Annotated in this window: 17 protein-coding genes; 6 read left to right on the top strand and 11 right to left on the bottom strand. The window is 66.4% G+C overall.

Annotated features, from left to right (window positions below; translation table 11 throughout):
* Positions 1-59: 59 nt before the first annotated feature.
* The 8 genes from ndk to H9638_RS17150 form a co-directional block, all read right to left on the bottom strand.
* Positions 60-479, bottom strand: coding sequence for a nucleoside-diphosphate kinase (gene ndk, locus H9638_RS06445; protein WP_191746410.1), 420 nt, complete (start codon positions 477-479; stop codon positions 60-62).
* A 51-nt stretch (positions 480-530) separates the two neighbouring features.
* Positions 531-998 (bottom strand): DUF4233 domain-containing protein, encoded by a 468-nt coding sequence (locus tag H9638_RS06440; RefSeq protein WP_191746409.1) that lies wholly within the window; start codon positions 996-998, stop codon positions 531-533.
* A gap of 4 nt (positions 999-1,002) precedes the next feature.
* On the bottom strand, positions 1,003-2,382 hold the full coding sequence (locus H9638_RS06435) for a bifunctional folylpolyglutamate synthase/dihydrofolate synthase (protein ID WP_191746408.1): 1,380 nt from the start codon (positions 2,380-2,382) through the stop codon (positions 1,003-1,005).
* Complete coding sequence (gene ileS / locus H9638_RS06430; RefSeq protein ID WP_404799639.1) at positions 2,382-5,669, bottom strand: isoleucine--tRNA ligase; 3,288 nt, start codon at positions 5,667-5,669, stop codon at positions 2,382-2,384. Before ileS ends, H9638_RS06435 begins: the two co-directional genes overlap by 1 nt.
* A 357-nt stretch (positions 5,670-6,026) precedes the next feature.
* Positions 6,027-6,770, bottom strand: coding sequence for an SDR family oxidoreductase (locus H9638_RS06425; protein WP_191746406.1), 744 nt, complete (start codon positions 6,768-6,770; stop codon positions 6,027-6,029).
* A gap of 9 nt (positions 6,771-6,779) precedes the next feature.
* Positions 6,780-7,007 (bottom strand): hypothetical protein, encoded by a 228-nt coding sequence (locus H9638_RS06420; protein ID WP_191746405.1) that lies wholly within the window; start codon positions 7,005-7,007, stop codon positions 6,780-6,782.
* A gap of 235 nt (positions 7,008-7,242) precedes the next feature.
* Complete coding sequence (locus H9638_RS06415) at positions 7,243-8,064, bottom strand: DUF559 domain-containing protein (RefSeq protein WP_191746404.1); 822 nt, start codon at positions 8,062-8,064, stop codon at positions 7,243-7,245.
* Entirely contained in the window at positions 8,012-8,371 is a 360-nt protein-coding gene (locus H9638_RS17150) for a DUF488 family protein, N3 subclade (RefSeq protein WP_404799648.1), read from the bottom strand. Before H9638_RS17150 ends, H9638_RS06415 begins: the two co-directional genes overlap by 53 nt.
* Positions 8,372-8,537: 166 nt before the next feature.
* Here H9638_RS17150 and valS point away from each other — a divergent pair, with 166 nt between their 5' ends.
* The 4 genes from valS to H9638_RS06395 all read left to right on the top strand — a co-directional run bounded on the left by valS (position 8,538) and on the right by H9638_RS06395 (position 14,963).
* Entirely contained in the window at positions 8,538-11,159 is a 2,622-nt protein-coding gene (valS, locus tag H9638_RS06410) for a valine--tRNA ligase (RefSeq protein ID WP_191746403.1), read from the top strand.
* A gap of 474 nt (positions 11,160-11,633) precedes the next feature.
* Positions 11,634-12,581: a uridine-preferring nucleoside hydrolase UriH gene (gene uriH, locus H9638_RS06405; protein WP_191746402.1), complete on the top strand. Its 948-nt coding sequence runs from the start codon at positions 11,634-11,636 to the stop codon at positions 12,579-12,581.
* The gene (gene uriT / locus H9638_RS06400; protein WP_404799638.1) at positions 12,578-14,008 is read left to right on the top strand and encodes a uridine transporter UriT; all 1,431 of its coding nucleotides are present in this window, start codon (positions 12,578-12,580) and stop codon (positions 14,006-14,008) included. The genes uriH and uriT overlap by 4 nt, the downstream gene beginning before the upstream one ends.
* Positions 14,009-14,033: 25 nt before the next feature.
* On the top strand, positions 14,034-14,963 hold the full coding sequence (locus H9638_RS06395) for a ribokinase (protein ID WP_191746401.1): 930 nt from the start codon (positions 14,034-14,036) through the stop codon (positions 14,961-14,963).
* Between the two features lie 23 nt (positions 14,964-14,986).
* Here the strand turns inward: H9638_RS06395 and H9638_RS06390 are convergent, their stop codons facing one another.
* Positions 14,987-15,613, bottom strand: coding sequence for a response regulator (locus tag H9638_RS06390; protein ID WP_191746400.1), 627 nt, complete (start codon positions 15,611-15,613; stop codon positions 14,987-14,989).
* On the bottom strand, positions 15,610-16,806 hold the full coding sequence (locus tag H9638_RS06385) for a sensor histidine kinase (protein ID WP_191746399.1): 1,197 nt from the start codon (positions 16,804-16,806) through the stop codon (positions 15,610-15,612). Before H9638_RS06385 ends, H9638_RS06390 begins: the two co-directional genes overlap by 4 nt.
* A 204-nt stretch (positions 16,807-17,010) precedes the next feature.
* On the opposite strand from H9638_RS06385, the gene H9638_RS06380 reads away from it, so the two are divergent.
* Entirely contained in the window at positions 17,011-17,640 is a 630-nt protein-coding gene (locus H9638_RS06380) for a GlcG/HbpS family heme-binding protein (protein ID WP_191746398.1), read from the top strand.
* Between the two features lie 306 nt (positions 17,641-17,946).
* Positions 17,947-18,444, top strand: coding sequence for an ankyrin repeat domain-containing protein (locus tag H9638_RS06375; protein ID WP_191746397.1), 498 nt, complete (start codon positions 17,947-17,949; stop codon positions 18,442-18,444).
* A 7-nt stretch (positions 18,445-18,451) separates the two neighbouring features.
* On the opposite strand, the gene H9638_RS06370 is transcribed toward H9638_RS06375, so the two are convergent.
* Positions 18,452-19,090: a mycothiol-dependent nitroreductase Rv2466c family protein gene (locus H9638_RS06370; protein ID WP_191746396.1), complete on the bottom strand. Its 639-nt coding sequence runs from the start codon at positions 19,088-19,090 to the stop codon at positions 18,452-18,454.
* Positions 19,091-19,114 lie beyond the last annotated feature (24 nt).

Genomic DNA, 19,114 nt, shown 5'->3' with positions numbered 1-19,114 from the left:
CACAGGACGCCGGCGCCCGTGGAGGGTGCCGGCTTCCTGGCGCAGGTGGTTGCTCCGGACTAGTTACCGAACCAAATACCGATCTCGCGTTCCGCGGACTCTGCGGAGTCCGACCCGTGGACCAGGTTCTGCTGGACCTTCGTGCCCCAGTCCCTGCCGAAGTCGCCGCGGATGGTTCCCGGAGCGGCAGTGGTCGGCTCGGTGGTGCCGGCCAGGGAGCGGAAACCTTCGATGACCCGCTGGCCTTCGAAGACCGCAGCCACGATCGGGCCGCTGAGCATAAACTCAACCAGCGGCTCGTAGAACGGCTTGCCAACGTGCTCGGCGTAGTGCGCCTCAAGCAGTTCCCTGGTGGCGTCCATCTTCTTCAACTCGGCCAGGACATAGCCCTTGGCTTCGACGCGGGCCAGGATGGCTCCCGTAAGGTTCCGCCTGACGCCGTCGGGCTTGATCAGGACGAGTGTGCGCTCGGTGCTCACGCTTGGTATCTCCTTGAAGTTGGGGTTGATCGGGATTAACTGCACATAAGCCTAGCTGCTGGCTTCGCCTGATTCCTGCCCGCCGGTGTCCACTGCGTGGGTTGCCTCCCACTCGGCCTGCTCCCGGTCGCGCTGCCGGTTTTCCCGGTCCAGCCGGGCTCCGGTACGCAGCGCGTACCACCAGGTGCCGGCAAACAGAGCGCCGACCAGGAACATCATCGGTTCCAGGAACCCGGTTGCGATGATGGCCAGCTGCAGGATCCAGCCGATCCACGGACCTGCCGGCTTGGACAGGAATGCGCACGCCGCCACCAGCGCGGCGGCCAGGAGTACGCCGCCGGCCAGGATCGCCACCGGTGCCACCCGGTCCCGCTGCAGGCCAAAAACCGCCAGGGTGCCGAACAGCACCACAAAGGCCTCCAGGCTCAGGACGGTGGACGCAAACATCACGCGGATGGAGCGGCGCTTCTTGGGCATGCCGGGACGCCACTCGCGCTGGGCCTTGGTCATTCGTGCCATGGGATTACTTTCCGAGAAGGGTGCGCGCTTCCGCGACCACCGTGATGGAGCCGATGATGAGCACGCCGCCGGCGAGGTCATTGTTTTCCTCTGCCTTGGCAACAGCCCACTCGATCGCGTTGTCGAGGGCGGGCTCCACCTGGATATCAGCGTCGGCGAAACCGGCGTCCACGGCGTCCTGGACCAGTTCCTCCGCGGGGATGGCCCGGGGCGAGCTGGACTGCGTCAGGCAGATGCCCGAGACAATGTCGCCCAGCGTTTCCCGAAGCTCGGTGAGGATGCCAACAGCGTCCTTCTCCGCCAGGATCCCGGCGACGATGACCAGGGAAGAGAGGTTGAAGGACTCCAGCACCGCCTGGGCGCTGGCTTTCGCCCCGGCGGGGTTGTGCGCGGCGTCGACAATGATGGTCGGCGCCGTGCGGACCACTTCCAGGCGCCCGGGAGAGGTGACCGTCTGGAAGCCGGTGCGGAGGAGTTCCACATCGAGTTCCTTGGTGCCGCCGCCAATGAAGGCCTCCAAAGCGGCGACGGCGAGGGCCGCGTTCTCCGCCTGATGCGCCCCGTGCAGCGGCACCAGCAGGTCCTCGTAACGGCCGGCCAGTCCGTTGATGGTCACCATCTGCCCGCCGACGGCCATGGTGCGGGACTCAATACCGAACTCCACGCCCTCGAAGCGGAACGGGACGCCGGCCTCGTTGGCCTTCTCCAGCAGTACCTGTGCGGCCTCCACCGGCTGGGCGGCGCTGATGAGGAAGCCGTTCTCCTTGATGATTCCGGCCTTCTCCAGCGCGATGTCCGCGACGTCGTCACCGAGCAGCTCGGTGTGGTCCAGGGAAATCGGGGTAACCACCGAAACCTGGCCGTCGCCGACGTTGGTTGCGTCAGTGATCCCGCCGAGGCCAACTTCGATCACGGCCACGTCCACGGGTTCGTCGGCAAACACGGCGAACGCCAGGATGGTCACGCATTCGAAGTACGTCAGCCGGGGCTCCCCCGCGGCGTCCAGTTCGGCGTCGACCATCTGCAGATACGGGTGGATTTCATCCCAGATCCGGACAAAGGTCTCGTCCGTTACCGGCTGACCGTCAATGCTGATGCGTTCGGTGACCTTGCTCAGGTGCGGGCTGGTGTAGCGGCCGGTGCGCAGCCCGTAGGCCTGCAGTCCGCCCTCGATCAGCCGCGCCGTCGACGTCTTGCCGTTGGTGCCGGTGATGTGGATGATCGGAAAAGCCTTGTTCGGCTCGCCCAGGAGTTCCATGGCGCGGAACAGCGGAGCCATGCGCGGCTCCATTTTGTTCTCAGGCGCACGGCTGAGCAGTTCCGCATAGACGCTCTCGACGGAGAAGCCGTCGATGGACCCCGAAGGGCTGTCCGCGTTGTTCATTAGATTTTCTCCACGGTTACATCGAAGGGCTCATCATTGGCCCCGCGGGGGACGACGGTGAGAACCAGATCATCGGTCAGGGTTTCGCCCTTGACGAGGTCCGCATTGGCTTCCAGAGCGGCAGCTTCCTCAGCGCCGGTGGCCACCGTGGTCCGGATCCGGTCGCTGATGTGCAGGTCCGCGTCGCGGCGTGCCTGCTGGATGGCGCGGATGGCGTCGCGTGCGGTGCCTTCGGCAGCCAGCTCGGGCGTGACCTCGGTGTTCAGGACCAGGAAACCGCCGCCCGGAAGGACGGCCACAGCCTTGGAGGATTCGCCGTCGCCGGACTCCACCACGGTTTCCAGGGTGTATTCGTGCGGTTCCAGCCCCAGTCCTCCGGCGGTGACAGCGCCGTCGTCGGCCACTGACCAGTCACCGGACTTAGCCGCCTTGATGGCCGTCTGCACATTCTTGCCCAGGCGCGGGCCGGCGGCCCGGGCGTTGACGACCAGCTTCTGGGTGATGCCGAACTCGGCCGGATCTGCAGCACCGGCGTCGATCAGCCGGACCGACTTCAGGTTCAGCTCGTCGGCAATGATGCCCGCGAAGTGCCCTTCCAGCTTTTCCGCATCCGGTGCAACCACCGTCATACCGGAGAGCGGCAGGCGGACCCGGAGGTTGGCGCCCTTGCGCAGCGAGGAGCCGACGGAGGCGATCTTGCGGGTGAGGTCCATCCGGGCCACCAGGTCAGCGTCCCGGGGGAAGGCCCCGGCTTCGGGCCAGTCGGTCAGGTGCACGGAGCGCCCGCCGGTCAGTCCGCGCCAGATCTCCTCCGAGACCAGCGGCAGCAGCGGAGCTGCCACCCGGCAGACACTTTCGAGGCAGGTGTAGAGCACGTCGAAGGCCTGGGTGTCTTCGTCAAAGAAGCGCGTGCGGCTGCGGCGGACGTACCAGTTGGTCAGCGTGTCCATGTACGCCCGCAGCATCTCGCAGGCGACGGACACGTCATAGGTGTCCAGCGCCGTCGTCATGTTCCGGATCAGGTCCCCGGTGGCGGCCAGCATGTACTGGTCCAGCGGCTCGGTGGACTCGTGGCGCAGCGTCGCCTCATAGCCGGCGCCGTTGTTGGCGGCGTTGGTGTAGAGGGTGAAGAAGTGCCAGACGTTCCAGAGCGGCAGGATGACCTGCCGGACGCCGTCGCGGATTCCCTGCTCGGTGACGACCAGGTTGCCGCCGCGCAGGATGGGGGAAGCCATCAGGAACCAGCGCATGGCGTCGGAACCGTCACGGTCCAGGACCTCGGAAACATTCGGGTAGTTCTGCAGCGACTTGGACATCTTCTGCCCGTCGGAGCCCAGGACGATCCCGTGGCTGATGACGTTGCGGAACGCCGGCCGGTCAAAGAGCGCCGTGGCCAGCACGTGCAGTGTGTAGAACCAGCCGCGGGTCTGGCCGATGTACTCCACAATGAAGTCGCCCGGGTTGTGGTGCTCGAACCAGTCCGCGTTCTCATGCGGGTAGTGCACCTGGGCGTACGGCATGGAACCGGAGTCGAACCAGACATCCAGGACGTCCTCCACGCGGCGCATGGTGGACTGGCCCTCTTCCGGGGTACGGGGATCGTCCGGGTTGGGCCGGGTGAGCTCGTCGATGAACGGACGGTGCAGGTCCGGCTTGCCTTCCTTGTTCAGGGGCAGGCGGCCGAAGTCCGCTTCGATCTCCGCCAGGGAGCCGTAGACGTCGGTGCGCGGGTAGTTTGGATCGTCCGAAACCCAGACCGGGATGGGACTGCCCCAGTAGCGGTTGCGGCTGATCGACCAGTCACGGGCGTTTTCCAGCCACTTGCCGAACTGCCCGTCCTTGACGTTCTCCGGGATCCAGTTGATTTCCTGGTTCAGTTCGACCATGCGGTCCTTGATCTTGGTGACCTCCACGAACCAGGAGGAAACCGCTTTGTAGATCAGCGGGTTCCGGCAGCGCCAGCAGTGCGGGTAGCTGTGCTCGTAGCTGGCCTGGCGCAGCAGCCGGCCCTCGGCCTTGAGCTCGCGGGTGATCGGCTTGTTCGCGTCGAAGACCTGCAGTCCGGCGATCTCGGACAGCGGACCCTCGCCGAACATGGGCAGGAACTTGCCGCCCTCGTCCACGGAGAGGATCACCGGGATTCCGTTGGCCTCGCAGATCTTCTGGTCATCTTCACCGTAGGCCGGCGCCTGGTGGACAATGCCCGTGCCGTCGGTGGTGGTGACGTAGTCAGCCACCACGATCCGCCAGGCGTTTTCCGTGCCCCACTTCTCGGCGTCGGCGTAGTAGTTCCACAGCGGCTGGTAACGCAGCCCCTCGAGTTCCTTGCCCGTGTGGACGGAGGTGACGGCGGCACGTGCCGCCTCGGCGTCGTCGTACCCCAGGTCCTTGGCGTAGGAGGCAACCAGGTCCTCGGCGAGGAGGAAGCGGCCCTCCCCCGCTGCCGTGCCGTTGGGGCCGGCCGGAACGACGGCGTAGCGGACCTCGGGCCCGACGGCGAGGGCCATGTTGGTGGGCAGCGTCCACGGCGTGGTGGTCCAGGCGATGGCGTTGACGCCCTCGAGCTCCGCGGAGAGCGCATGGTCTCCGGCGGTGATCGGGAAGGTGGCCGTGACCGTCTGGTCCTGGCGCATCTTGTAGACGTCGTCGTCCATGCGCAGCTCGTGGTTGGACAGCGGGGTCTCGTCCTTCCAGCAGTACGGGAGCACCCGGAAACCGCTGTAGGTCAGGCCCTTTTCATGCAGGGTCTTGAAGGCCCAGATGACCGATTCCATGTACTCGACATTGAGCGTCTTGTAGTCGTTCTCGAAGTCCACCCAGCGGGCCTGGCGGGTGACGTAGTCCTGCCATTCGCCGGCGTACTTCATGACCGAGGCGCGGCAGGCATCGTTGAACTTGTCGATGCCCATCTTCTCGATCTGGACCTTGTCGCTCATGCCCAGCTGCTTCATGGCTTCGAGCTCGGCGGGCAGGCCGTGGGTATCCCAGCCGAAGCGGCGCTCCACCCGGTGTCCGCGCTGCGTCTGGTAGCGGGCCACCAGGTCTTTGACATAGCCGGTGAGCAGATGCCCGTAGTGCGGCAGGCCGTTGGCGAAGGGTGGGCCGTCGTAGAAGACGAACTCGTTGGAGCCGTCCTGCCCGGCGGGGCGGGCGTCAATGGAGGCCTGGAAAGTGCCGTCCTTCTCCCAGTACTTCAGAACCCGTTCTTCGAGTTCCGGAAACTTCGGTGAGGATGCTGCAGCTTCGGCGGCATCGCCGGTGGAGGCCTTGGGGTAGATCTGTGGCATATTCGTCATCCTGGTAGCGGCAAGTGAATCTGGCTCGTGTAATACAGGATGCGAGGGCGAGCCTCCAGCCCGGCTGACGCCGGAGGAAACCGCGGTACCACCTCGCTTGCCGCCGTCGTGCGCCCTGAGACTGCTGGTGCGCGCGACAGCTGCCGCTCGTTGACTGCTGTGACGGGCTTACCCGTCCGGTTCTACTGGGTGCCGCCCTGTCCGTACGGCCGGCGGCACTTTTCTTCCGGAAGCTCGCCGGTGATAGCCGGGTCTAAGCTGCTTGGGCCAGTTTAGGCCACCCCCGGGGCGGATGTCGAAGCCGGCGCGGGGCGGGGGCGTGGGGGTGGCGCGGGCCGGCGCGTTCCGCTAGCGGCGGATCACCTTGTGCTGTGCCGCCTGGGCGACGGGACGGATGACCACCTGGTCCAGGTTGACGTGGTGCGGGGCATTGAGGGCGTAGGCCATTACATCGGCGACGTCCTCTGCCGTGAGCGGTTTTTCGACTCCCGCGTAGATCTGTGCGGCAGCCGCGGCGTCGCCGAGGCGGTTTACGGCGAACTCTTCCGTCTTCACCATGCCCGGCAGGATCTCGATGACCCGCACATTGTTCTCAGCTTCTTCGAGGCGCAGCGCCTGAGTCATGGCTTCTTCGCCGGCCTTCGCCGCGCAGTACCCGGCTCCGCCTTCGTAGGCGGCGAGCGCGGCGGTGGAGGTCAGCATCAGGATCGAGCCGTGGCCGTTTTCCCGGAGCGATGGCAGGAACGCCTGGGTCACGTAGAGCGTGCCCAGCACGTTGACGTTGTACATACGGGTCCAGTCTTCGGGGTTGCCTCCGGCTACTGAATCCATGCCGAACGCGCCTCCGGCGTTGTTTACCAGGGCGTCCACTCCCCCACCGGCCAGGACCTTCTGCGCCATGGCGTCCACCGAGGCCTTGTCCGTGATGTCACAGGTTATGGTTTCGGCGCCGGTTTCAGCGGCCAGGTCCTGCAGCCGGTCTTCCCGCCGGGCGACGGCAACCACGTCCCATCCGCTCTTGCGCAGCGCACGCACCGCCGCTGCACCAATTCCCGAGCTGGCTCCGGTTACGACCACGCGCTTTTTCGTCATGGCGTCAGACTATCCGCTCGGCTTTTCCTGGCCTGAACCCGGAGTCGTGGTGTTGCGTCCCGCGTCTGGTTGTTGGTGGGGGCGGGCGCCGGCGGCTGCCCGGGGTGAGGCTGCGAGCTGGACGGGAGTGGGGCGGCGGTGGCGGGCTGCACGAGCTGAGGCGGCGGCGGGCAGGACGGCGTACCACGCGGTCAGGACTTCGGGACGGTCCACATCCGCACCCACGTTCACGCCCATGCCCCGACACGCGTTCCCACTCTATGTAGCCTTCTGTGACAGATGAGGTCACACCAGCCACTCCAGATAACAAACAGTGGGAACCCGTGTCGCCCGGCATGCTGACGGCAACCCCGAACCCCAGCAAAACCACAACCTTTAGGACGGATGACGGACTCCAGAGAGCGGCCGGCGTCCCCGCCGCCCTGAGTCCTGCCGCCCCGAGTCGCCTCCGGGGCAGTCACACGACATGCGCTTACCTGGGGTCTCCTGCCCTGAGGGCCGCCCGGACCAGTTGCAGGAATTGCTCCGGCTGGTAAAGCACCAACTCCGCTGTCACCCGCAGGGTCTCAAATCCTGACGATGTCGCCGCGTTCCAGCGTCTACGGTCACGGCGGTAGTGTTCACGGCTGCTGTGAAAGCTGTAGCCGTCTATTTCCAGGATCAGACGACCCTCAACCAGGAAGTCCACACGGCCGATGCCCGGCAGGAATACCTCAGACTCGGCTGTGAGGCCAGTTGTCCGTAACCAGTATTCAGCGCAGACTTCCAGCGGCGAGGACGCGTTGCCCCTTACCTGTTCCAGCAGACCCCTGATCTTCCAATCCTTGGGCCCGTGGAAAGCCTCTCTTAGTTCACCCAAACGCACCTGGTTCCTGGCGAGGGCCGACTCCGCAATAACCAGTGCTTGGATAGGCGGCAGGCATCGAAAAGCTGCAACTACCACCTGTTGCCGGGGAGCAATGAGGCGAACGGCAAGCCTTGGCCCCCGGTGGGCCACCACACCGGGGACGGCCCTCCCAGCATCGATGCAGACGTGAATTCTGTCCGGTCGTTCTAAGACCCACCACCCGAGAACGCACGCCGCAGACGCGCAGGTCAGCGAGACACCCATCCGAGCCGCGGCCAATAACTCCTCTGGCGCGCCCTCTACTGCATACGTTCCCCGCCCGGCATGGCGGATAACGCCCAAGTGCACCGCCCGCTGGATCTCGGCACGCTTAAAACCGTTTGCGGCGAAGACTCTATGTCGGATGACGCCGTGATGCGCACGGACAAACGCCTCGACTCGGTCCATAAGGAACACTTTTGGTCAGCCCTGACAGCCTGAGCCGGGGCGGGCCCAGTTTGTGCATAACTCCGATGCCCCGCCGCCCGGTGGAGGACTGCATGCACACCCGGCCCGGCCGGGACCGGCACTGCGCAGTAAAGGAACCAACCACGGGGTTGCGCCACATCCTGCAGATACCGCTCGGCAAACCTGTCCCAGGGCTCCGGCCGGTGCCCGAACCGCCGGCGCAGCCCGTACTGGGAGCCACGTCCTTGAGCCAATCGACGAGGCGCGCCCGCTCCTTGGAGACCCCGCGGGGCCAGAGCCGGTCCACCAGAACCCGGCAGCCGACGTCGGGCTCCGCAGAGACCCGCCGGATCCGGACATTCGAACTGCCCTCGGCCAAACACCGGGTGGTAGCCGGGCACGGGACGGAAAGGCAGTTCACAGCGCCCGACACAGATGCCGGAGGAAAGGCCGCACATGGGACAATAGGCCGTATGGCTGAAAATACCCCGGGCACAGACACGCCCGCACCCGTCACCGTTTCCGTTCCTGACAAGCCCGCCCTGGAGGGGCTGGAAGAGTCCCTGAGCCGCCGCTGGCGCGAAGAGGGAACCTATGCCTTCAACCCGGACACCGTCCGGGACGAGGTCTACTCGATCGACACTCCCCCGCCGACGGCGTCCGGCTCGCTCCACGTGGGACACATGTTCTCCTACACGCAGACCGATGTCCTGGCCCGCTATCAGCGGATGAAGGGCAAGAACGTCTTCTACCCGATGGGCTGGGATGACAACGGCCTGCCCACCGAGCGCCGCGTGCAGAACTACTACGGTGTCCGCTGCGACCCGACCAAGCCGTACGACCCGGACTACCGCCCGCCGGCCACCGCACCGAAGAACCAGCGTGACTTCGACGTCGTCTCCCGCCGCAACTTCATCGAACTCTGCGAAGAGCTGGCCGTGGAGGACGAAAAGGTCTTCGAGAACCTCTTCAGCACCCTGGGCCTGTCCGTGGACTGGAAGCGGACGTACCGGACCATCGACGACCACTCCCGCGCCGTCAGCCAGCGCGCGTTCCTCGAAAATCTGAAGGCCGGCGACGCCTACATGGCCGAAGCACCGACCCTCTGGGACGTCACCTTCCGCACCGCCGTCGCCCAGGCCGAGCTTGAGGACCGTGAGCAGCCCGGCGCGTACCACCGGATCAGCTTCCACGCCCCGGACGGCGAGAAGGTCCTGATCGAAACCACCCGCCCGGAGCTGCTCCCGGCCTGCGTGGCTCTCGTAGCCCACCCCGACGACGAGCGTTACCAGCGCCTGTTCGGCACCACGGTGAAGTCCCCGCTGTTCGACGTCGAGGTCGAGGTTAAGGCGCACCCGCTGGCCAAGCCGGACAAGGGCTCGGGCATCGCCATGATCTGCACCTTCGGCGATCTGACCGACGTGACCTGGTGGCGTGAGCTGAACCTCCCCACGCGCGCCGTGATCGGCCGTGACGGCCGCATCCTGGCCGACACCCCGGAGTGGATCGCCACGCCGGGCGCCAAGGGAAACTACGCTGCCATCGCCGGCAAGACCGTCTTCAGCGCCAAGGAAACCGTGGTCGAGCTGCTGCGCGCCAGCGGCGACCTGGACGGCGAGCCGAAGAAGATCACCCACCCGGTGAACTTCTTCGAAAAGGGCGACAAGCCGCTTGAAGTCGTCACCAGCCGCCAGTGGTACATCCGCAACGGCGGACGCGACGCCGAGCGCCGCGAACGGCTGATCGCACGCGGGAAGGAAATCGACTTCCACCCGGCGTTTATGCGCTCCCGCTACGAAAACTGGATTGAGGGCCTGAACGGCGACTGGCTGGTTTCCCGCCAGCGGTTCTTCGGTGTGCCCGTGCCGGTCTGGTACCCGCTGGATGCCTCCGGCAACCCGGATTACGACAACCCGATCCTGCCGTCCTTCGAGTCGCTGCCGGCAGACCCGGCCGCTGATCCGGCCCCGGGCTACGAAGAGTCCCAGCGCAACCAGCCCGGCGGCTTTATCGGCGACGCCGATGTGCTGGACACCTGGGCCACCTCCTCCCTCACCCCGCAGATCGTGGGCGGCTGGGGCGTGGATGAGGACCTGTTCGCCAAGGTCTTCCCGTTCGACCTGCGCCCGCAGGGCCACGACATCATCCGGACCTGGCTGTTCTCCTCCGTGGTCCGCGCCGATGCACTGCAGCACGCCGCTCCGTGGAAGCATGCCGCCATTTCCGGCTGGATCCTGGACCCGGACCGCAAGAAGATGTCCAAGTCCAAGGGCAACGTGGTGGTCCCCACCGATGTGCTCAACGACTACGGGTCCGACGCCGTCCGCTACTGGGCAGCGTCGGCAAAGCTCGGTGCTGACACGGCCTACGAGATCGCGCAGATGAAGATCGGCCGCCGCCTAGCCATCAAGCTGCTCAACGCCTCCAAGTTCGTGCTGAACCTGGGCGCCACGGAAGCCAACGTGGTCACGGGAGACAGTGCCGTGATCACGAACCCGCTGGACAAGTCACTGCTGATCCAGCTGGTGGACGTCATCAACAACGCCACCAAGGCGTTCGAGAGCTACGACTACGCCCGGGCCCTGCAGATCACCGAGTCCTTCTTCTGGTCCTTCACGGACGATTACGTGGAGCTGATCAAGGACCGCGCCTATGGAGCCGCAGGGGACGCCGAAAAGGATTCCGTCCTGGCAACGCTGGCGACGACCCTGGATTCCCTGCTTCGCCTGTTCGCACCGTTCCTGCCCTTCGCCACCGAAGAGGTCTGGAGCTGGTGGCGCGCAGGTTCCGTGCACCGCGCCGCGTGGCCTTCGGCTGACGGCCTGGGCGGCAGCGCAGCCGGCGCCGATGCGGCCATTCTTGGAACCGTTGCCCAGGCACTGGGCGGCATCCGCAAGGCCAAGTCCGAAGCCAAGGTCAAGCAGCGCACCGAGGTGCTCACCGCCACGGTGAGCGCTCCCGCACCGCAGGTGGAACGCCTCCGTGCCGGCCTCCCGGATCTGCTGGCGGCGGGCAACGTCCGCAACCTGGATCTGGTGGCCGCCGACGGCGAACTCACCGTGAGCGGCGTGGAACTGGCTCCCGCGGAGCAGTAAGGAACCAGCCACACCAGCAAAGCCCCCGGCCGGAGATCCGGCCGGGGGCTTTGCTGTCTGCTGCACCTGCAACCGGACAGATGGGTCCGGGCAGATGGGTACCGGACAGACGGGTACCGGACAAATGAGACCGGTGCCGGGTCAGGCTCGTGAAAACGGTCCGGCAAGCTGCAGCGGACAGGTTAAGCGTCTTCCGGTCCGGGGACAAATCGGCCCGGTCTGCCCGGACAGCAGGGTGAAATCCGGCGCAGGAAACGTCGCTATCTTTAAGACAGTGCCCGCCCCGCCAGGGGCCAGTGCCGCCCTCCGAACCGTCTTCCGGCTTCCGCCTGATCCCGTTCCGCCGCGTGCTGCACTCCGCCGTGGCCCGGCCTGTACCGCACCGCTGCGGCCCGGAACCGGACGCCAGGACGGGGCACTGCACCACGGGACCCAAGGGTCCCCCAGCTGGAACCTCAACGAAGCGGAGAAGTTATGCCCACCAAAATCATCCTGGACTGCGACCCCGGCCATGATGATGCGGTCGCCCTGCTGCTGGCACACGGCAGCCCGGAGATCGATCTTCTGGCGGTGACCACCGTCGTCGGAAACCAGACACTGGAGAAGGTGACCCGCAACGCGCTGGCCATTGCCCGTGTTGCAAATATCACAGGCGTGCCGTTCGCCGCCGGCTGCGACCGTCCGCTGGTCCGGACCATCGAGAACGCTCCGGACATCCACGGCGAATCCGGCATGGACGGCCCCGAGCTGCCGGAGCCCGCCATCGAGCTGGACCCGCGGCACGCCGTCGACCTGATCATTGACACCGTCATGGCACACGAGCCGGGCACCGTTACGCTGGTCCCCACCGGCGGCCTGACCAACATTGCGCTGGCAGTGCGCAAGGAACCGCGCATCGCCGAACGCGTGAAGGAAGTTGTCCTCATGGGCGGCGGATACCACGTGGGTAACTGGTCCGCAGTGGCCGAATTCAACATCATCATTGACCCGGAAGCCGCGCACATCGTCTTCAACGAAAAGTGGCCGCTGACCATGGTCGGCCTGGACCTGACGCACCAGGCCCTGGCGACGGACGAGGTCGCCGCCCGGATCGCCGCCGTCGGCACCAAGCCGGCAAAGTTTGTCGGCGAGCTCCTGGAGTTCTTCGGCAAGACGTACAAGGATGCTCAGGGCTTCGACTTCCCGCCGGTCCACGACCCGTGTGCCGTTGCCTACGTGATCGACCCTTCCGTGATGACCACCCGGCGGGTTCCGCTGGACGTCGAGCTGACCGGCACCCTGACCCTGGGCATGACGGTGGCGGACTTCCGTGCACCGGCACCCGATGACTGCACCACCTCCGTGGCCGTCGACCTGGACCACCAGAAGTTCTGGGACCTGATCGTGGACGCCCTGGAGCGGATTGGCGAGGTGGACCTGTGAGCGCAACATCCCAGCGCCGCGTAAACGTGGCGGTGCTGATGACAGCACTGCTGGCTGCCTGTGTGGCCTTCCAGCTGAACGCTTCCATGCTGTCCCCAGCCCTGGTCACGATCGAAGAGGAACTGAACACCACATCGGCGGCAGTTGGCCTGAGCCAGACGGCGTTCTTCACCTCCGCAGCGCTGTTCTCCCTGTTCCTCCCCCGGCTCGGTGACATCATCGGCCGCAAGAAGGTCCTCGGCGGCATGCTGGTGATCCTGACCATCGGTTCCGTGGTCGCAGCGCTGGCGCCGAGCATCGAGGTGCTGTTTATTGCCCGCCTGATCCAGGGCGTGTCCGGCCCCGTGGTTCCGCTGGCCCTGATCATGCTCCGCGTGGAGATCCGTGAACCGAAGCTCTACGGCACCCTGATGGGCGTTATTACCGCCGTGAACGGCGGCATTGCCGGAGTGGACGCCCTGGCTGGCGGCTACCTGGCACAGAACCACGGCTTCGCCTCGGTCTTCTGGGCCATGGCCGTCGTCGGTGCCATCGCGTCGGTCCTGCTGCTTGCGCTGGCGCCGGAGTCCACCGCCGAGAAGAAGGAAAAGATGGACTGGGTGGGTGTGGTTCCCCTGGTCATCTCGGTGGGCACCCTGCTGACTGCCTTCAACGAGGCCGGCAAACTCGCGGACGCCAACTGGCCGCTGGTCATCGGACTCATCGTTATCTCCGTCGTCGCGTTTGCGGTCTTCTGGAAGGTGGAAAACCGCAGCGACCATCCGCTCGTGGCCACACATCTGCTCAAACAGCGCTCCACTTGGTCGCTGCTGCTGACCACCCTGTTGACCATGACCGGCGTGTTTGCCGTGATGAACGGGATCATTCCCGCGCTGGCCCAGGATGGGGCTGTGGGCTTTGGCATGGGCGCCGAAGAGTCCGCGTGGTGGACACTCACCCCCTATGCCATCGCCGGACTGGTGATGGGCCCGATCGCCGGCCGCCTCGCTGCCACCTGGGGCTACGGCAAGGTGCTTCGGATCGGCATGATCGGCTCCGTGATCGCCCTGGCGCTGATGCTGCTGGTGGTCGGCAGCGACTCCAGGCTTGGGCTGCTGGGCGTTTCCCTCCTGGTCGGCATCACCTATGCCGGCATTGGCAACATCATGCTCAACGGACTGGGCATTGTGCTCTCCCCCAAGGAGAACCCCGGTTTCCTTCCGGGCCTCAACGCCGGTGCCTTCAACCTGGGCGCGGGCCTCAGCTTTGCGGTGATCTACGCGGTCAAGACGGCGACAACCGCTGCGGACGGCTCCGGCACAGAAGGCTACTACGGCGGTATTATTACCGGTCTGGTGATTCTGGTGCTGGCTCTGGCCGCGTCCTTCCTGATCCCCAAGCCGGTTGACGCTGAGGTTCACGCCGACGCAGCCACCGCCACCCGCTGATCCCCCACTAAGGAGAGTCCTGCGCATGTCCGCCGGAAAAGTTGTAGTTGTAGGCTCGCTGAATGCTGACCTGACTGTCCGCACCGACCGTTTCCCCTCCCCCGGGGAGACGCTCAACGGCTCGGAACTGGTTATTGTCCCCGGCGGCAAGAGCGCCAATCAGGCGGCCGCAGCCGCCATCCTGGGCGCCGATGTGCGGCTCTTCGGGGCGGTCGGGGCCGACGGACACGGGGACCTGCTGCTCAAGGCGGCGGCCGACGCCGGCGTGGATGCCTCCCGCGTGCTGCGGCGTCCGGACACGGCCACGGGTACAGCCATGATCGTGGTGGATGCTGCCGGGGAGAACACCATTATTGTTTCCCCCGGCGCCAACGGCACGCTCAGCGGCGCCGATCTGCCGGACGATCTGTTCGACGGCGCAGCTGTGCTCTGCCTGAGCCTGGAGGTTCCGCTGGAAACGGTGACCGCCGCTGCGAAGGCAGGGCACGACGCCGGTGCCGCGGTACTGCTGAACCTCTCGCCTTACCGTGAAGTTCCGGCCGAGTTGCTGGCACTCACCGATGTGCTGCTGGTCAATGCACATGAAGCGGCCCAGGTCTGCGGCCTGGCCGATCCTGCCGCTGACTGGGAGGCGGTCATCGGGGCTTTTGCCCGCCTGGGCATTGACCGCGCCGTCATCACCCTGGGCGGGGACGGCGCCGTCGTACTGGATGGTACGGCTGCCGGTGAAGACCGCATCGTGCCGGTGGCCCCCACCCGGGTGAGCGCGGTGGACACCACCGGCTGCGGCGATGCGTTCACGGCGGCCACTGCCGCCCGGCTCGCGGCCCGCGACGCTCTGCCCGCCGCAGCCGGGTTTGCCGCCCGGGCCGGGGCGCTGGCTGCGACGCTTCCGGGCGCGCAGTCCTCTTACACCGCCCTGGCCGCCCTGGCCAGCCAGCCTGCCGGGCACTAAGCCGGGACACCTTCGCCGGGAGGTCAGCGCATGCCCTCCCGGCGGATGGCGGTGGAGATCGCTGCTGCCCGGGTCTCCACCCCCAGTTTCGCGTAAATGTGCGCCAGATGCGTCTTCACCGTGGCTTCGGAGATGGACAGGCGTCGGCCCAGGTCCCGGTTGCTGAGCCCCTCGGTGAGCAGGCTCAGCAGTTCCGCCTCGCGCGGGGTCAGCACGGCTTCCGGGTTGCGCAGCTGCTGGAACAGCCGGGAGGCCACCGGCGGGCTCATGATGCTGCGGCCCTGCACTGCACCCCTCACGGCCGCAAAGATCTCCTCCGGTGAGGCGTCCTTGAGCAGGTAGCCCATGGCTCCGGCATCCACGGCACGGACAATGTCGGCATCGGAGTCGTACGTGGTGAAGACGATAATCGCCTGGGAGTTGTTGCGCCGGCGCAGTTGCCGGATGGCTTCGATTCCGTCCATTCCGGCGCCCATTGCGAGGTCCATGATGACCACCGCAGGGGAATGCTTTTCCACTTGGGCAAGGGCCTCCTCCCCCGAGGCTGCCCCGGCCACCACTTCCAGGTCAGGCTGCGTTGCCAGCAGCGCCGTCAGGCCGCTGCGGACCACCAGATGATCATCCACAAGCAGCACGGTAATCGGGTTCATCGAGTGATCCCGGCGGGAAGGGCAGCGGCGACGATGGTTCCCGCTCCCGGGCTGCTTTCCAGCGAGAACTCGCCTCCCAGCTGTTCCACCCGCTGCCGCATTGCCCGCAGTCCGTAACCGCCGGCGTCGGACGGAGGCGGGACCGACTCCGGATCGAAGCCCGCGCCGTCGTCATGGAAATCGAGCGTGACGGTTTCGGGCAGGAAACCCAAGGTGAGCGTGGCGCTGGCCGCAGAGGCATGCAGCGCCGTATTGGCGGCGGCACTTTGAACCATCCGCAGCAGGGCATGCCGGATTTCGGCACCAACCTCGCGCGGTTCGCCCGTGACACACAGCCGGACCGTTGGCACGTACTGCGAGGCAGCTTGGTGCAGGGCGTCCGGAAGCGGTGCGCTCTCCAGCCCGGGGGACGCCAGTTCATGGACCAGGCTGCGGGTGTCGGCAAGGTTCTGGCGCAGCATAACGTTGGCGCTGCGCACCTCCCCGCGGGCCGCCGGATCGGGCCAGGACCGGTGGGCGGCTTCCAGCAGCAGCAGGCTGCTCGCCAGGCCCTGCGTCACTGTGTCGTGGATTTCGCGTGACACCCGTGCCCGTTCTTCAACGATCCCGGCCCGGCGTTCGGTGGCAGCAAGCCTCTCCTGCGCCTGCGAGACTGCCGCGTGCAAACGGCGCTGCTCGGCGGCGTCGTGCTCAATGCGGTCGTAGATGAGCGTCAGCATAACCCCCACCACCAGCGGACCCAGGAGCATGGCAACGTCACTGCCGCCGCTGAGCCGGAACAGTCCGGCGGCCGTTGCTGCCGCCGTCGCACCGCCGGTGACATAGGAGACCCATCCGGTGAAAGCCGTTCGGCACAGAAAGAACACCGCGAAGGAACCCCAGGCGAAGCTCGGGGCCACCACCACCAGCAGCGCCCAGAGTCCCACCAGGACAAACAGCCAGACGGCCCACGGCCGGGACCGCCGCGACAGCACCGCGATCAGGGCATAAAGTCCGCAGGCAGCCGCGGCAAGCACCAGCACACCCACGTTGTCCGCCGGGCTGTGCCGCATCACATAGCGGACGGCGGACGCCACCAGCAGCACGGCAAACCCCAGATGCACGACGGCGTCGATCCGGCTGAGCGTACCGGTTCCGGTGGCGGGGGCAGCGGCAGCAGCGGACTGCGGCCGGACGGTTGTAGACGAAGGCATAGGGTTCCGGTTCCGGTGGATGGAGTACTCCTTTCCATCCTATTCGCCGCGCTTCCAGGCCCCCTCAGCCTTTTGGCTGACATGGCTGGCCCTTTGGCGCAGACATCGGCAGGCGAAGGCCCGATGCCCCCTTCTCAGCCGCCGGGAACCATGGAAAGAGAACCCGGGCATCCAGCACCGGCCCCACCCCATAGAGGAGAACCCGTGAAGAAATCAGCGAAGATCACAACCGCCGCCGCCGCCGGGGCGTTGTTGCTGACCGGAGCGCTGACGGCCGCAGCGAACACAGTGAACACCCCCGTCGCTGCCGCCGGCCCGGGCTCCGCACCCGCGGTGCCGGCCGCGGCAGAAGTGTCCGTAGTCGATATTCAGCCCGCTCCGGAGACGACGGTTGCCCAGAACCGCATCACCGCCGAGGCCTCGGCAGCCGCGGTCCAGGCAGCGCTGAGCAGCTGCGTGGCCGGGAAGCTGCCCTTCGTGACGGTGGCGCTGGTGGACCGTTTCGGCACGGTGCAGGCCCTCCTCCGCGGGGACAACGCCGCAGAACACACCATCGAAGCTGCCCAGCAGAAGGCCTACACCGCCGCCGCCTTCGGAGCGCCGACCAGCGAGCTGTCCCAGCGGGTGACCGGCAGCGGTCCCGGCATCGCCGACCTGCCGGGGACGCTGTTCCTGGCCGGCGGAGTGCCGCTGAAAGTTGACGGGGTTTCCGTTGCCGGCATCGGCGTGGGAGGTGCCCCGGATGGCATGCTGGATGAAGCCTGCGCGGCAGCCGGAGCCGAAACCATCGCCGGGGCTGCCGCCGGCGCCGGCGGGAACGGCATCGAGAAATAGGAGCGTAATGTCCTTCAACAGGAACACCCGGACGCTCCTCCTGTTCTGCGGCGCCGTGCTCACGTTACTGATCGCGGTTTCGGCCTGCAGCCAGGGCACACCGCAACCGCGCTCATCACAGCCGGAATCGGCCGGGACGCAGGAAGTGGAAGCAGAAGGCAGCGCATCCGCAGCACCCGAACCAACGCCGGCCCCGGCCTGGCCTGCACCAACTCGTCCAGCGCCCACCGGACCAGCGCCGTCCGGACCTACCACAGGACCGGCGCCAGGACCGGCGCCGGTTCTGTCCCCGGGCAGCAGGCTGTTTTGGACGCAGAGCTTATCCGGGCGGCCAAGGCGAACGACGCCGCCCGGACCTCCGAGCTCATCGCCGCCGGAGCTGATGTTAATGCCAAGGATTCGCTGCAGGATTCGGCGTTCCTCTATGCCGGGGCGGAAGGCTTCAACGAGGTCCTGCAGCTGACTCTCGCGGCGGGAGCTGACGTGGCCAGCACCAACCGCTACGGCGGGACCGCGCTGATTCCTGCGAGCGAACACGGCCACACCGAGACGGTGCGGATCCTGCTAGGCGCCGGTGTGCCGGTGAACCACGTCAACAACCTGGGCTGGACGGCCCTGCAGGAGGCGATCCTGCTCAACAACGGCGGTCCCCGCCAGCAGGACGTTGTCCGGCAGCTCCTGGCAGCAGGGGCCGACCCAGGCATCCGCGATCCCCAGGGGCGGACGGCCCTGGAGAACGCGGTGCGGCTGGGTTACACCCGGATAGCCGAGATCATCCGTGAGGAATCCCGCCCGGGCTCGTGAGACGGGACTAATCGAAGGCAGGGTCCTCGGTGCGGCTGCGCTTGATTTCAAAGAAGTGCGGGTTCGAAGCCAGCAGCAGGGCGCCGTCGAACATCTTGCCAGCGTCCTCCCCGCGCGGAATGCGGGTGAGGACCGGGCCGAAGAACGCGGTACCGTTGAACGCCACCACGGGGGTTCCGACGTCGTCGCCCACCTTCTCGATCGCTTCCTGGTGTGAAGCACGGAGCTGGGCATCGTACTCGTCGCTTGCAGCAAAGGCGGCCAGATCCGCGGGCAGGGCTACTTCAGCCAGGGATTTGGCGATCACTTCGTCATAGTCGCTGATGCCCTGTTCGTGGATCCGGGTGCCCATCGCATCGTAGAGCTTCTTGATGTATTCGGTTCCATGCAGCTCAGCGGCAGCAATGATCACGCGTACCGGACCCCAGGCCCGGTCAATGCGCTTCCGGTAGGCCTCCGGCAGGTCGCGGCCCTCGTTGAGAACGGAAAGGCTCATAACGTGCCACTCGGTCCGCACATCGCGGACCTTTTCGACTTCGCCCATCCAGCGGGAAGTGATCCAGGCGAACGGGCAGGTCGGGTCGAACCAAAAGTCGGCTGTCGCAGTATTTTCGGGCACGTAGACACTCCTAGGAACGGTGTTCATGGTTTAGCGGTGGCAGGCGCGGGC

Source organism: Arthrobacter pullicola (assembly GCF_014836875.1).
GTDB classification, from domain to species: Bacteria; Actinomycetota; Actinomycetes; order Actinomycetales; family Micrococcaceae; genus Arthrobacter_B; species Arthrobacter_B pullicola.
This window is presented reverse-complemented; position numbering and strand designations above follow the sequence as displayed.

Bases quoted from the DNA above. Each gene is read 5' to 3' on its own strand.
- H9638_RS06440 (WP_191746409.1), bottom strand. From the start codon at position 998: ATGGCACGAATGACCAAGGCCCAGCGCGAGTGGCGTCCCGGCATGCCC.
- H9638_RS06435 (WP_191746408.1), bottom strand. From the start codon at position 2,382: ATGAACAACGCGGACAGCCCTTCGGGGTCCATCGACGGCTTCTCCGTC.
- ileS (WP_404799639.1), bottom strand. From the start codon at position 5,669: ATGCCACAGATCTACCCCAAGGCCTCCACCGGCGATGCCGCCGAAGCT.
- H9638_RS06425 (WP_191746406.1), bottom strand. From the start codon at position 6,770: ATGACGAAAAAGCGCGTGGTCGTAACCGGAGCCAGCTCGGGAATTGGT.
- H9638_RS06420 (WP_191746405.1), bottom strand. From the start codon at position 7,007: ATGGGCGTGAACGTGGGTGCGGATGTGGACCGTCCCGAAGTCCTGACC.
- H9638_RS06415 (WP_191746404.1), bottom strand. From the start codon at position 8,064: ATGGACCGAGTCGAGGCGTTTGTCCGTGCGCATCACGGCGTCATCCGA.
- valS (WP_191746403.1), top strand. From the start codon at position 8,538: ATGGCTGAAAATACCCCGGGCACAGACACGCCCGCACCCGTCACCGTT.
- uriH (WP_191746402.1), top strand. From the start codon at position 11,634: ATGCCCACCAAAATCATCCTGGACTGCGACCCCGGCCATGATGATGCG.
- H9638_RS06395 (WP_191746401.1), top strand. From the start codon at position 14,034: ATGTCCGCCGGAAAAGTTGTAGTTGTAGGCTCGCTGAATGCTGACCTG.
- H9638_RS06390 (WP_191746400.1), bottom strand. From the start codon at position 15,613: ATGAACCCGATTACCGTGCTGCTTGTGGATGATCATCTGGTGGTCCGC.
- H9638_RS06385 (WP_191746399.1), bottom strand. From the start codon at position 16,806: ATGCCTTCGTCTACAACCGTCCGGCCGCAGTCCGCTGCTGCCGCTGCC.
- H9638_RS06370 (WP_191746396.1), bottom strand. From the start codon at position 19,090: ATGAACACCGTTCCTAGGAGTGTCTACGTGCCCGAAAATACTGCGACA.